Origin of the sequence: Flavobacterium frigidimaris (assembly GCF_002217275.1) — a bacterium.
In the GTDB taxonomy this organism is placed as follows: Bacteria; Bacteroidota; Bacteroidia; order Flavobacteriales; family Flavobacteriaceae; genus Flavobacterium; species Flavobacterium aquidurense.
Genome location: NZ_MUGV01000056.1, coordinates 1 through 14,963 on the forward strand (window position 1 = coordinate 1; position 14,963 = coordinate 14,963).

General features: G+C 32.8%; 11 protein-coding genes and 1 pseudogene. 6 read left to right on the forward strand and 6 right to left on the reverse strand.

Annotated features, from left to right (window positions below; all coding sequences use genetic code 11):
- Positions 1-290 precede the first annotated feature (290 nt).
- The 6 genes and pseudogenes from B0A65_RS22735 to B0A65_RS22755 all read left to right on the forward strand — a co-directional run.
- Positions 291-1,682 carry an MFS transporter gene (locus tag B0A65_RS22735; protein ID WP_074659550.1) on the forward strand — a complete coding sequence of 464 codons (1,392 nt, stop codon included), beginning with the start codon at positions 291-293 and terminating at the stop codon, positions 1,680-1,682.
- 23 nt (positions 1,683-1,705) lie between these two features.
- Entirely contained in the window at positions 1,706-2,896 is a 1,191-nt protein-coding gene (locus B0A65_RS22740; RefSeq protein ID WP_074659549.1) for a glycoside hydrolase family 130 protein, read from the forward strand.
- Between the two features lie 9 nt (positions 2,897-2,905).
- The gene (locus B0A65_RS22745) at positions 2,906-4,096 is read left to right on the forward strand and encodes an AGE family epimerase/isomerase (RefSeq protein ID WP_074659548.1); all 1,191 of its coding nucleotides are present in this window, start codon (positions 2,906-2,908) and stop codon (positions 4,094-4,096) included.
- 276 nt (positions 4,097-4,372) lie between these two features.
- The gene (locus B0A65_RS22750) at positions 4,373-5,473 is read left to right on the forward strand and encodes a LacI family DNA-binding transcriptional regulator (RefSeq protein ID WP_074659547.1); all 1,101 of its coding nucleotides are present in this window, start codon (positions 4,373-4,375) and stop codon (positions 5,471-5,473) included.
- Positions 5,474-5,533: 60 nt separating this feature from the next.
- Positions 5,534-5,674, forward strand: a complete 141-nt coding sequence (locus B0A65_RS23410; RefSeq protein WP_207556491.1) for a hypothetical protein — start codon at positions 5,534-5,536, stop codon at positions 5,672-5,674.
- A gap of 433 nt (positions 5,675-6,107) precedes the next feature.
- Positions 6,108-6,377 (forward strand): annotated as a pseudogene (locus tag B0A65_RS22755) (glycosyl hydrolase); the annotation flags it as partial.
- A gap of 308 nt (positions 6,378-6,685) precedes the next feature.
- On the opposite strand, the gene istB reads toward B0A65_RS22755, so the two are convergent.
- From istB to B0A65_RS22785, 6 genes are all read right to left on the reverse strand, one after another.
- Positions 6,686-7,423, reverse strand: a complete 738-nt coding sequence (istB, locus tag B0A65_RS22760) for an IS21-like element helper ATPase IstB (RefSeq protein ID WP_056251131.1) — start codon at positions 7,421-7,423, stop codon at positions 6,686-6,688.
- A 16-nt stretch (positions 7,424-7,439) separates the two neighbouring features.
- The gene (gene istA, locus B0A65_RS22765) at positions 7,440-8,987 is read right to left on the reverse strand and encodes an IS21 family transposase (RefSeq protein WP_074659545.1); all 1,548 of its coding nucleotides are present in this window, start codon (positions 8,985-8,987) and stop codon (positions 7,440-7,442) included.
- 151 nt (positions 8,988-9,138) lie between these two features.
- Positions 9,139-9,549, reverse strand: coding sequence for a hypothetical protein (locus B0A65_RS22770; RefSeq protein ID WP_207556492.1), 411 nt, complete (start codon positions 9,547-9,549; stop codon positions 9,139-9,141).
- A 293-nt stretch (positions 9,550-9,842) separates the two neighbouring features.
- Positions 9,843-10,646, reverse strand: coding sequence for a glycosyl hydrolase (locus tag B0A65_RS22775; RefSeq protein WP_083370434.1), 804 nt, complete (start codon positions 10,644-10,646; stop codon positions 9,843-9,845).
- A complete protein-coding gene (locus B0A65_RS22780; protein WP_074659543.1) occupies positions 10,647-11,957 on the reverse strand; it encodes a glycoside hydrolase 5 family protein in 1,311 nt (436 codons plus the stop codon). It lies immediately after the preceding gene.
- A 147-nt stretch (positions 11,958-12,104) separates the two neighbouring features.
- Positions 12,105-14,834: a TIM-barrel domain-containing protein gene (locus B0A65_RS22785; RefSeq protein WP_207556493.1), complete on the reverse strand. Its 2,730-nt coding sequence runs from the start codon at positions 14,832-14,834 to the stop codon at positions 12,105-12,107.
- Between the last annotated feature and the right edge of the window lie 129 nt (positions 14,835-14,963).

Sequence of the window (14,963 nt, forward strand, 5' to 3'; positions counted from 1 at the left end):
ATGTTTAGTATTGCAATAATATGATATATAATTGATAAATTAATATTAATCCAAAAACATTCATCCTCTTATCTTTGAAAACTTAAAGTATAAAAAGAACAATTATTTTGAATTAATGCAAAAAAAACAAATTAATATAAAGTGATTTTTAAAAAACATTTGACAATTTAATAAGAATAACGTAAAAAAATTAATGTTTTAAAAATATTAATAAAAAATAAATAAGATTTTAAATAGTCTAACTATCAAATAGTTAACTAAATTAATTAACAATAATCTACGACTAATAAATGCAACAAAAAATTACGTTAAGAGAAAAAGTAGGCTACGGCTTAGGCGATGCTGCTTCATCAATGTTTTGGAAAATATTCAGTATGTACTTGCTGTTTTTTTATACTGACGTTTTCGGTATAGCACCTGCCGTTGTTGGGACGATGTTTTTAATTACTCGTATTTGGGATTCCTGCTTTGATCCAATTGTTGGAATAATCGCTGATCGTACTAAAACGAAATGGGGGAAATTTAGACCCTATTTATTATGGACTGCTATACCTTTTGCAGTCATTGGAGTTTTAACCTTTTATACACCTGACTTTGATGAAAAAGGAAAAATAATCTATGCATACATCACTTATTCAGCGATGATGATGGTTTATTCTTTGATTAACGTTCCTTATGCTTCACTACTTGGAGTTATTTCATCGGATAGAAAAGAAAGAAATACACTTTCATCATATCGTATGGTTTTTGCATTTGGCGGTAGCCTTTTAGCACTTTGGTTAATTGAACCTTTAGTGACTTATTTTGGTGGAAGTCTAAATTCTAAAACGGGTTGGCTTGCAGCCATTAGTGTTTTTGGTGTAATCACTACACTCTTTTTTTGGGGCTGCTTCTTTTTTACTAAGGAACGTGTGAAGCCCATAATTGATGAAGAAAATAATCTAAAACAAGATTTAAAAGATTTGCTTGCAAATAAACCGTGGTGGATTTTGCTTGGTGCTGGAATTGCAGCTTTAGTATTTAATTCCATTCGTGATGGCGCTGCAATTTATTATTTTAAATATTATATAAGTAGCGCAGTAAATTTTGACTTTATATTGTTTGGAAGTGATTTTCACATGACTCCAACTTCTATTTATTTAGTTTTAGGTCAAGCAGCAAATATTATTGGAGTAATAATCGCTACTCCACTTGCGAATAACTTTGGTAAAAAGAAAATATTTTTTGCTGCTATGTCGCTTGCTGCAGTTCTTAGTTTGATATTCTATCTCTTCGGCAAAAATGACATACAACTGATCATGTTATTTCAAGTATTGATAAGCATCTGTGCCGGTAGCATATTTCCACTTATTTGGTCAATGTATGCCGATAGTGCCGATTATTCAGAATGGAAACAAGGAAGAAGAGCTACAGGACTCATTTTCTCTGCCTCTTCAATGTCACAAAAATTTGGCTGGACAATTGGTGGTGCGGGAACAGGATGGCTTTTGGCTTATTATGGTTTTCAAGCAAATATTGAACAAACAGCCTTTACACAACACGGAATTCAACTAATGTTAAGCATACTTCCAGCAGTGGCGGCAGTTTTATCTGTAATATTCATTTTGTTTTATCCATTATCCGAAGATAAATTACAGTTAATGGAACAAGAACTAAATGAACGAAGAAATAAAATTAATTAAAAGACCTATAGAAATCAATTGATATGAATACAATGACAACAACAAGTACTTTTCAAGATAGAAAAATTGCACTAGAAAAAGAGCATAAAGCACTTATCGAAAAACAAAATGAATCGCAAAAAAGTACTGGAAATGGAATCTATACCCGTTACAGCAATCCAGTGGTAACTGCAGCTCACATTCCGTTAGATTGGCGATATGATTTTAATGAAGAGTGCAATCCATTTTTACAAGAAAGAATTGGAATAAATGCCGCATTTAATGCAGGTGCTATAAAATGGAATGAAAAATATATTCTTGCAGTACGTGTGGAAGGAATTGACAGAAAGTCATTCTTTGCAATAGCAGAAAGTCCAAACGGTATAGACAGTTTTAAATTCTGGGATAAACCATGTGTTATTCCACAAACAGAAGAACCCGATACCAACGTATACGACATGCGTTTGATCAACCATGAAGATGGGTATGTTTACGGTATTTTTTGTACCGAAAGAAAAGATCCAGCTGCGCCAATAGGAGATACTAGTACTGCAATTGCTAATGCTGGAATTGTTCGAACAAAAGATTTAGTAAACTGGGAGCGCTTACCCGATTTAATATCTAATACGGGTCAACAACGTAATGTAGTTTTGCATCCAGAATTCGTAAATGGAAAATATGCTTTATACACGCGTCCACAAGATGGTTTTATTGATGTCGGAAACGGTGGGGGAATTGGACTAGGATATGTGGAAGACATGACTAATCCTGTAGTTAATGGAGAGAAAATTATTTTTGGAAAACAATACCATACTATCTACGAATTAAAAAATGGTTTAGGTCCAGCTCCTATTAAAACAGAAAAAGGTTGGTTGCACATGGCTCACGGTGTTCGAAACACTGCCGCTGGTTTGCGATACACATTATATATGTTCATGACCGATTTAAATGACATTACCAAAGTAACTCACGTACCTGCTGGACATTTTATGGCTCCAGAAGATATTGAACGAGTTGGGGATGTATCTAATGTTCTGTTTTCAAATGGATGGATTGATGATGAAGATGGAAAAGTATTTATTTATTACGCTTCTTCAGATACTAGAATGCATGTTGCAGTTTCATCAATTGAGCAATTAGTTGATTATGTAATTAACTCGCCTGAAGACACTTTTACTTCAGCAGGATCTGTTCATAGCATTATCAAATTAATAGAAAAAAATAAAACAATCTAAATTATTGACGTGTCAGCAACTACAAAAAAATTAAAATCGGAATTATCCGAAGAATTAGATTACATATTAAATTATTGGTCAATAAATACTCTTGATTATAAAAATGGTGGTTTCATCGGACAGATTGATTACGATGAAAATCATTTGGATAAAGCTGAAAAGGGCTCTGTATTGCACGCTCGAATTTTGTGGACTTTCTCTGCCGCTTATCAAGAGACAAAAAATGAAAATAATAAGGAGATTGCAAAAAGAGCTTTTGAGTTTCTTTATGCTAATTTTTATGACACAGAGTTTGGTGGATTATTTTGGAGTATCAATGCTGACACTACCCCAAAAGACACCAAAAATCAGATTTATGCGTTAGCTTTTGCAATTTATGGCTTATCTGAATATTACGCTATTTCTCAAAATGCAGTAGCCTTAACCTTGGCTAAAAACTTGTATTCACAAATTCAGAAGCACAGTTATGATCCTATAAATAAAGGCTATTTAGAAGCTTTTACAAGAGAATGGGAACCAATTGAAGATTTACGTTTAAGTGACAAAGATGCAAATGAGAAAAAAACCATGAATACTCATTTGCATATTGTGGAAGCGTATGCGAATTTGTATAAAGTGTGGAAAGACAAAAACCTTCAAACAGTAATAATAGAATTACTAGCAACTATTGAAGCACATTTTATCAATACTGAAACAGGTCATTTACGCTTATTTTTTGACGAAAATTGGATTGAAAAACCTGATGTTATTTCTTATGGTCATGACATTGAAGCAGCGTGGCTTTTATTGCAATGCGCCCAAATTTCTGAAGACAAAATACTTATTGAAAATTACACCAAATATGCCATTCAAATGGCAGAAGTGACACAAAAAGGTTTAGATACTGACGGTGGACTTTGGTACGAGTATGATTCAGAAAAGGATGAATTAGTAGCCGAGAAACATTGGTGGGTCCAGGCAGAAGCGCTAATTGGTTTTTATAATGCCTATCAATTGACAAATGATGAAAAATATCTAAACCTAGTTTTAGCCAATTGGAATTTTATTAAAAAATACATTTTAGACACTAAAAATGGCGAGTGGTTTTGGGGTATAAACCGAGACTATTCTTTGATCGAAAAAGACAAGGCAGGTTTTTGGAAATGTCCATATCATAACAGCAGAGCTTGCCTTGAATTAATTCAACGTATAAATAGTTAAAAATATTAATAAACTATTTTTTAACAATTTGTACATCAAAAACTTAGCAGTTAAAAAATTTATTTTAAAAAAATTATTTCATAGAGTACTTTGAATAGCTTGAAACTACTACTTATTTATTTAACCTATACGCAGTTAACAAAAAAAAACTGTTAAAAAAATAAAACATAATAATCTAACTATCAAATAGATACTAGACATCTGATATGTCGAGGTTTCTTTGATGATTAATCTTAAATCATCACACACTAACAACAATACTAAATTATAATAAAAATGAAAACAAAAAATATTTCTTTAAAAAGTATTGCTGAAGCCTTGAACACGTCTATTACTACTGTGTCTTTCGTACTAAACGGAAAAGCAGAAGAAAAAAATATTTCAAAAAAGAAAACTCAATCTATACTTGAATATGCGCAAAAAGTAAATTTTAAACCCAATCAGTTGGCACAAAGTCTTAGAACTAGAAAATCAAAAATTCTAGTTTTTATGGTTGAGGATATATCAATAATTTATTTTGCTAAATTAGCGCGAGTTATTGAAAATATAGCTTATGATCAAGGGTATAAAGTCCTTTTTTGTAGTAATGAAAATAATGACAAAAAGTCAATCGATTTAATTAACTCTTATAAAAACATGGGTGTTGATGGTTATATAATTGTACCATCTCCAGGAATTCAAGTAGTAGTTCAAGAATTAATTGACGAAAATTTGCCCGTAATTTTATTAGAAAGTAAATTTCAACAATCAAAAACGAATAGTGTCATTATTGACAATAGTAATGCAATTCTAGAGGCAACCGAACATTTTATTGCAAACAATTATAAAAACATAGCCTTCATAACTACTAATTCTAAAAAAATGCAAATGAAAAACCGGTTAGCTAGTTATGCAAAAGCGGTTCATGCAAAAAATTTAAAATCATTTGTACTAAAAATACCAGAAGAACAATGTGGAACCAAAAAAGCTAAAGAAATTGTAGATAATTTTTTTCATATTAATAAAGAAATTGATGCCGTTTTGATCGGAACAAATGAGCTTTCAGTCAATCCAATTGAAATATATAAAGAAAAAAAATCTAAAGCATTAACACCAAGAGGAATTATATTTATTGATGAAAATGAAATTTTTAAAATTTGTACTCCGACTATTTCTGCGATAGCGCAACCCGTTGAAGCTACTGGTGTGGCTTTAATGAATTTGATGCTAAAATTATTAAAAATAGATAATGTAAAAGATATTTCGGTAAATATCATAATGGAAGCAAAACTAATTATAAGAGAATCATCAACGATCTATAAAGTATTAGAAAATCAACCGAAAACAAGATATAAATCGATCAAAACAAAAAATAACCCAACCCAAATACAATTTTGATTTATTTCAGAAATTTAAATTTATGCTTTCGTAAAATTGAATCATTCTAATAAATTACTAATGAGAAAAATTAAAATAATACTCACTTCAATTTTATTGCTTCTATCAGGAATAATAAACGCACAAGTAAATCCAAAAGCAACTCAAAAAGTAAAAAATTTATACGGAAACTTAAAAGAAGTTGTATGGGTTTCTAATTAAGTTCTCTTCGGTCAAGAGTTTTTCAATAGCTACAGATGGCCTGATAAAAATTTTAATGATCCTAATGTTTCTAATGTAGAGACTGTGACAGGCCAACATCCAGCGGTATTGGGACAAGATTTTTAATATTATAACGAAAAGAAGAAAAAAGAAGTTGAAAGACATCGCAGTGCGGTAAAAAGAACGTATGAATTGGGTTGCGTAATTACCTTTGATTACCACATGTACAGCAAAAATCATACAACTACCCCATTCAAAGAATCGGATAAAATTTAATTATAACATTGGAGAACAAAATGATTTTGGTGGAGAAGTTACTTGTTTGAAGATAGAACTTGATAAAGCCATAAAAATCATCAATGATTTAAATATGCCAATCGTTTTCCGTCCGTTTCATGATATGAATGGCAATTCGTTCTGATGGGGAAGCAAAGCAGATGGTGGAACTGAATCCTACATAAAAATGTATCAATTTACAGTGAACTATGTTAATGCGAGAACTAACAATGTTTTATGGGAGTGGTCACCTAACATTCCTTTTAATGATGACTATTATCCTGGTGATAACTACGTAGATATTGATGTAGTAGACATGTACGATCAAGGAAATGATTGTTACAATTCCTTTGATGATGATATGGTTGTTCAGTTGGAGCAAGTGAGCGATTTTGCTTCACAACATGATAAAATTCTAGTCTTATGAGAAGTGGGAAATCGTGTTACAAGCCCTGATCGAAAGCCCAATTGGTGGTTAGATATTGATAAAAAAATTTAAAGTAACGATCACGCCTTTAAAATTGCGTGGATGTTAACTTGGATTAATCAACTATGGAGAGATCCTTCTTATGTAGTGCAAATTCCGGTTATATTGATCACCCCATTCCGTTTTAAAGTGAGCACCTGATTCCAGTTCAAAATGACCACCTAATTCCGGAGCAAAATGACCACCTCCGTTTTGATTAAAAACTATATTTTTTCATCTGTTAATTAGTATTCAAATATAATAAAATATCACTCTTTGTTTATTCCTCTTTTCTTTCTCATCGATTCTCCATGTAATTCAAGCCTGTGAGATTGGTGTATAAGTCTGTCTAATATTGCATCGGCTATCGTTTTTTCTCCAATTATATCATACCAGCCCTGAACTGGGATTTGTGATGTCACGATTATAGAGCCGTTATTATGCCTGTCCTCTATGATCTCTAAAAGAGTAATTCGGTTATGGCTGTCAAGTGCCTGGAGTCCAAAATCATCAAGTATTATAACATCCTGTCTTTGTATTTTGGTAAGTTCCCGCAGATAAGTGCCATCTGCTTTAGCCATTTTTAGTCTAGCAAACAATTTTGAGGTATTAAAATAACTTACCTTAAAACCCTGTATACAGGCTTGATAACCTAATGCGGTACCTAAATAACTTTTACCGACCCCGGTACTTCCAGTGATTAAAATGTTTTCATTTTTCTCTATAAATTCGCATTCTGCCAGACGCAGTACCATGTTTCTGTCCAGATTACGTGATACATCAAAATTGATACTTTCAATATTTGATTTGTAATGGAATTTGGCATTAGTGATACTTCGTTCAATACGACGATTGTACCTTTCATCCCATTCTGCATCAATAATCATCGATACAAACTGGTCAAGGGTATAATGATCTGTTTTTCCGCTTTCAATGGCTGTTTTAAAAGCATTAAACATGCCATAAAGCTTCATTTGTTTCATTTTGGTTACTGTGGATTCATTCATTTTTTCAAGATTTAATTTAGTTATAATAATGTTTTCCTCTTATGTTACTATGATCGGGAAGTTCCTGCTCAGGCTCTTGATCAAAATCAATATGATCCAAGTTGTTTTCTAAAATATTTTGTATGGTCTTAAAATTGTAAATTTTAAAATCAAGTGCCCGCCTGCAGGCATTTATTAATCGCTGTCTGCCTACCTTTTTTTCAAAATTCAGTATTCCTAAACAACTTTTATAAGCCTGTTCCGGATGATTTCTGCTTTCGATTATCTGCATTATATATTCTCCCACTGACTCATCAATATTATTAGCCCATTCAATGAAGCGGGCAGCACTCCATTGAGCTACAAATTGATGTGTACTTGCTAAATGCTCAGGGGTTGTTGTATAGACATAAGGTTTGTAGTTTCTTGGATGTACAGCTATTCGATTGTATTTATAATAAATCTCTACCGTTGATTTGGTATATAACAGCTTTGCTTTCTTTTTTACATATTGATACGGAACGCTGTAATAGTTTTTGTCCTGGCTTAATTGAACATGACCGTTTTGCATTACTGTTGCAAAAGATTGATATTTAATTTCAAAACGATCTTGTGGCAGTGGACGTAGTTTTTCTTTTTCGTCTTCTAAAAATAATTCAAAGCGGGAATAAGGCCGTCCTGTTAGTTTTCTGTTATTATGAGAGTCAAGTAAATCCCAGATCTGCTGGTTTAATTCTTCCAGAGAAAAGAACTTGGTTTCTTTTATGGTTACATAAATCCTTCGATATAATATCTTAACAGCTCCTTCAACTAATGATTTGTCTCTGGGCCTGTAAGCTCTGGCAGGTAAAATTGTAGTTTCGTAGTGTTCTGCTAAATCAGCCAGGGTTTCATTGATTGTCGGTTCAAAACGACTGCTTTTTATTACTGCAGATTTTAAATTATCCGGAACAATGGCAGCAGGAGTACCTTCAAAAAAGCGCATGGCATTCTCTACTGAGTCAACAAAGTTTTCCTTTTGCTGGCTCATGGAAGCTTCAGCATACGTGTATTGGCTAGCGCCTAATATTGCTACAAAAAATTGTACTTCTTTGATTTCTCCGGTATCTATATCAATAATTGAGAGTGTCTTTCCGGCATAATCAACATACATTTTATCACCAGCCTTATGGTTCATATGCATGACCGGATTAACTCGTTTGCCCCATATATTGTAGTGATAATGAAATTGTGAAGTTCGATAACCATCAGGATTTACAGCAATATATTGTTCCCACATATGCTGTACGGTAACGCCAACTTTTTTTAGTTCACGTTCCATTTTAGGAAAAAAATCATAAAGTGTCTGTAATCTCGGGCTAATGGCCTCTACACTAGTCTGGGAGAATAAAAGTTCCAGCTCTGCATCGGTTTTTTGGTCGATTAATTCAAAGCTTAATCCGAGAACTTCAAATAAAGAAATATATTTCTTTACCGTATTTCTTGAAAGGGATAAGTAGCTACTTATAAATAACTTACTCTTTCCATTACAATAGAATTTAATTACTTTTCTAATTTTACTCATGTCTGTTATTTTGTTTGCCATAATCCGTATATTTTTAACGAATGTATGGTTCTAACAACATGAAAAAATCAATAGTTTTTAATCGTTAATTAACCACAAAACTTGGTGGTCAATTTGTTCCGGAATTAGGTGGTCAGTTTGCTCCGGAACGGGTGGTCAATTTACTCCGGAATTAGGTGGTCAAATTGACCGGTTTTTCCACTACTGCACCAAAATGCAATAAAATATTTTTCCCTTTCCAGTTATTGGGAACAGTAAAAGTAGTATTGTACCATAATTCATTTTGTGCACCCACATTTTTCATCACTCCAGACAAACTAGATTCTATTGCAAAAGGAACCAATATCTTGTCTGAGAATGTAGTAGGCATTTCTCCGACTTTGGTAATTGCATACTCCCATAATCCGTTTAAATTTTTCCAATCGCTTCGTTCCATAATTGGACGCGGATATTCAGGCAATACATTTTTAGGATCAATTTTAGACGCCCATTCGGTTTTGATCTTATCACCAGCGAGTTTCCATTGTGCTATTAACGGGTTTATTATTAAAAATACGAGTAAAATAAAGATTTTCTTTATCATAATTTATAGAATTTTAAATTGATTTACTGTGATTGTAAAATTATTTTTGAACTAAAATATGTATTCATTTTCTAAACATCCGATTTTGAATTACTTAGTTCTATCTTTATTATTCTTATTTTTTTTACTTCATTTTGATTTGCACATGCCTAATTTCTTAGCGTCTTTCAAATTATAAATCGTTGGCATAAACGTAAATTCAATAAATGCTTTTTTTGCTTCAGCAGAAATGCCAGAATAAGCAATATAAGGTTGCTTGGTTTCACCACCACTCCAAGGTTTGTTTATCTAAGTCAAAATATAAGCAATTTAAAACCATGATCACTATCCTGTAAATGTTGATTGACTTCAATCCACCAATTTGGTTTATCATTTGGTCTATCAAAACGATTCCCTATTTCTGCTAAAACTGGAGTTTTATTGTGTCTTAAAGAAAAATCACTTACAGCAGTTACGTCGTGCACCAAAGATTCAAATGATTTTCCTTTTGATGATCCTGCGTCATAATAATCGACTCCTACAACATCAACAAAATCATCGCCAGGGGAATAATTAATGCCTGGATAATTGCCACTATCAAAAGGATAGTTTGGCGACCAGGCAAAAAGCGCATAATCCGTTCTAGCTTTTATATAATTCACTGTATATTGGTACAATTTTATATACGCTTCTTTTCCACCTTCTGCCCTGTTTCCCCACCAAAACCAATTGCCATTCATTTCGTGAAACAAACTCACAACAACAGGGATTTTTAATTCTTTAAGAATATCAACTGCATCCTGAAGTTGGTTGTTAAACCAAGTTACTTCTTGTTGATCATTAATACCTTCTGCTATATTATGCATTAAATATTTATCCGATTCTTCGTAAATAAAACTTTCGTGGTATTTACTATACATGTGAAAATCAAAGGTAAAAACACCGTCTTCTTTATAAATAAATTTTGCTGCTTTTGCATGACGTGCTCTATCAACGGGACCTTTTGTAATATAATAATTAAAGTCTTGCCCCAAAAGCGCAGGATGATCTCCTGTTACGTCTTTGTAGTCAGAAAAATCAGGATCCTTTTGATCCTTTATTGCAAAACTTAACTTGATTTATCTCTTATCTATTTCTTTAGAATATTTAGAAATAATTTTTAAAGTGCTTTTATCCGTATTATAAATTGAATTCAATCCTTGCGCTTCACTGTATGGATCTGCAGTAAAAGACATATCTCCTTTTTTCCACCTATAATCTTTTTGTTGTGCACGACCTTCTCCGCCCCATCCCCAAAAGTTTAATCCTCCCAAACTTCCATCTGTTTCTACAGAATGTTTTAAAAGTTCCAAAACAAATATGTAGTATTCATCTCTCGCAGTAGTTGGACTATCGGGCGAAAATTTCTCTCCATCTCTAACAAAACCAAATTCTTCCATAACAATTGGTTTATTTAGTTTTTTTGCAAGAGCCAAATGTTCGTCAAAATAAGCTGCCGTTTTTTTCTTTGCATTTTCCATATCTGGTGATTCGGCTTTGTACCAAGCCCAGTTTTTTGGCCACATGTGAAAAGTAACGTAATCAATGTTTTTAGTGTTGTGAGCTTGATAAGTAAATTCTAAACTATTTAGTGTTCCTTGACTTCCTTCACTACCTGTTGTAACCAATTGTTTGGGTGCCATTAACTTGATATAACCTGCTGTTTCATCAACCCATTTGGTGAAAATTTTCATTTTTTCATCTTTATCTCCATCTACTGAAGGACGCGGCTCATTTGCCAATTCCCATGACATAATTGTTGGGTCATTATTGTAGGCTTTATTAGAAAAAGTATTGGTACGATTCACAATCATTTTAATGTACTTTCTGTAGATATCTTGAGCCTGTTGCAACTCATAAAACTTACCTGCAGATTTTAAATAATCATTCCAAGTTTGATTTTTATTAACCGAAGGGTCTATAACAGGAGTATTGTTAATCCAAGAAACGTATTGTCCCATTCCGCCAGACCAATCCCAATTGTTATTCAAAACCATTACGGCATGTAAATTACGCTTACCCATTTCTACCAATAAAAAGTCAAGCCCTTTTAGTAATGTTTCATTATAAGTACCATTTTTATATTGAAAAGGTGGACTTAATGGAAGTCCGTAATCAGACTCTTCTGAAGCAGCAACGACACGTAAATTAGTAATACCATTTTTTTGCAGTTGGTCTAATTCCCGAAGCAAACGCGCTCTATTACCATACTCGGCGTCAGCACCTAAATAGGCTCCGTACCAAAAATTAGTTCCTACAAAATGGAGTGTTTTGTTGTTTAATGTGAAGTGAGTTCCATCTACTTTTATGTAGTTTTTTTGCGCATTACAAGCCATAAATAGGAAACACAATGTTGCGATTAGTGTAGTTTTTAAGAATTTAGTTTTCATAAGTTGATGTTTTTATTTATTGGTTAAACCCTGAATAAGAATTGTATAATGCCGTATTATATAATGTAGAATACCAGTGACGAAATGGAATACCACAGAAATAAAACGGAATTATTTTCTGCGCAATACTTTGCTTATTCTTTATATTTAATTTTTAATGGTGATTGATTTCCCAGTATATTTTACTGTTTTGTCAATTTTTGCACTAGCTAATTCACCTATCCCTTGATTTTTTGAAACGAATACAATATTAAAAATTCTGTCTTTCAACATACCGTCAAAATCACCTTCTCTATCTCCAATTGTAAGGGTTTTGTTTATTTCGTTCCATTCAAATTTAATGGTGCTTGATTTTCCTTTTAGGTAATTATTGTTGGTGTTTTCATCTTCGTATAAAGAGAAAGAACCATTTGCACCTGTATAAATTCTTAATTCAATAGGATCAGCATTTTTTTCTAAAGCGTATTGTAAATCTGGTCCAAACGGAACGATTGATCCTGCTTTTATAAACAATGGCAATTGGTCTAATGGTGCTGGTGTCATGATTGTTTGACCACCTTGTAATGTTTCACCCGTCCAGAAATTAACCCATGTTGCACCTTTTGGTAGGTAAATTTCACGTTTTGTCGCCGCTTCATCAGTAACAGGGCAAACTAATATCGAAGGTCCAAACATGTATTGATTGTCAATATTGAATACTTTGGTATCGTTTGGAAAATCCATCACCAAAGCACGCATCATGGTATAATCATTCGTGTTTACCATTCCGTTTAAAGTATAGATGTACGGCATTAAACGGTAATGCAATTTATTGAATTTCAACTGAGTTTTATACGTTTCAGAATTTTCATCGCCAAAATGCCATATTTCACGTTCCGTATTAGAACCGTGCGCTCTAAAAATTGGACAAAAGGCACTGAATTGATACCATCTGGTATATAATTCACGGTATTCTGGATTCTGATTTCCACCTTTGTACTTTACCCAAAACCCACCAGTATCTGTGGTCCAATAAGGCATCCCTGACATTGAAAAACTTAATCCCGCAGGAATCGAAGCTTTTAGATTATTCCATTCTCCAGCGATATCGCCTGACCAAACAATGGTTGAATATTTTTGTTGTCCTGCAAATGCAGAACGTGTTAAAATAGTAACACGCTTCTCGGGACTTTCTCCCATTTGCCCTTCAAAAACTGCTTTAGTATGTTGTAAAGGATAGGCATTTAGATTTGCAAATCCAGTTCCGTTAAAAGTAGGATTCATAAAATGCGCCATATTTTCAGGTGTTGCTCCGTGGTCTGGCATTTCTGGCTCAGAGGCATCCATCCACCAAGCATCTGCGCCTTTACTGTATAACTTTTCATTTAATTGTTCCCAATACATTTTTCTGGCAGCAGGATTAAACGCATCATAATAAGAAAAATTATAACCCAAGAAATCTACTAAATTTTCTGCCAATGGTTTTGGATACAAGAAACCTGCTTCATTTAATTCTCTAAAATTATCGCTATTTCTATAAAATTTTCCCCAAACAGAAACCATAAATTTGGTATTTAACTCTTGATGTAATGTATCAATCATCGCAGTTGGATTAGGATAACGAGAAGGCTCGAAAGTAGCAGAGCCCCATTGGTCTTCTTTCCAATACTGCCAATCTTGAACAATAATATCTAGTGGAATTTTTCTTTTTCGAAATTCACGAACCACATTTAATATTTCATCTTGAGTTTTGTAGCGTTCCTTACATTGCCAAAATCCCATTGCCCATTTTGGTAAAATAGTAGCTTTTCCGGTCAAAGTTCTATAACCTGAAATTAAAGTATCCATACTTTCACCCGCAATTACAAAATAATTAATTTCTTTTCCGGCGGCAGACCACAAAGCAGTTTCGTTTTCAGCATGAGGTTCTCTCCATTTTAATTGTAAAGAATTATTTTTATGATAGCGCTGCCATTCTATTTCAATTTTATATTTTTTTCCTTTTTCTAAATTGATAACGTTCCTGTCACGAGCATTGGCATAAGGCGCCCAATTGTCTAAAACTAAAACATCGTTTATTTTTAATCTTAAAGTTCCATCAGAATAACTGTAGAACGCATATTCACCTGTTTTATCTGCTAAAATATATCCTGTATATCGAGCTCCTTTTATTGGATTGTCTTTTTCAATTATTAATTTGGTAGTAGTAGTTTTAGCATTATCCGCCTTTTCTTTAAATTCACTGTCATTAAAAAATGCTACATCTAAACCACCTGATTTTTGATTTTTATCAAACAATTTATCAGCAGGAATTGCTTTAATTTCATCAGGATTTCCAAATTTTGTGTGTGAATAATTGTTCCATAAAAGTCCATAACCTTTTGTTGACACAAAGAATGGCATATACACTTCAGTATTATGCTGGTATAAATCTAGATCTTGTCCTTTAATATTCAACATTCGATCTTGATGCTGACCTAATCCATAAATAGCTTCGTCTGAAGGAGATTCAAATTTTTGAGAAATCGATTGCGTTTGAAATCCTTCAAAACTATTTGGAGAAATAGTTTTTCCACCAGTGGCAACTTCTTTAAGTATGGGTTTGCCTTGCAAATCAAAAAATGCAACTGCTCCCGTTTTTTTATTGATTTTTGCCGTAATTTTTTTGGCTGTAATCGTAATTTCAGTTAAATTTTCCTTGACCTCAAATGGAACTTTAGAAAAAGCTTTTTCTTCAATTATTAAACTTTCTTTTGTATCAAATTTATCCGCAAGTGTGTACTTTACTTGCATAATGTTTTCACTGCAAACTACGACTTGCAATTTTCCTTCTTTTAGGGAATAAGTAATGTTATTTCCCTGTTTTTGAAAGGTAGATTCTTGTGCCTGTATATTCAAAAAACTGAGTATAAAAACCAAAATTGAAAAACACGCTTTTTTTTTATAAATCATAATCATAAAACTATTTTTTTTCTTATTTCTAAATTTAAAGATCTTTTTTTACTACAATCGAATAATGTAGTGAAA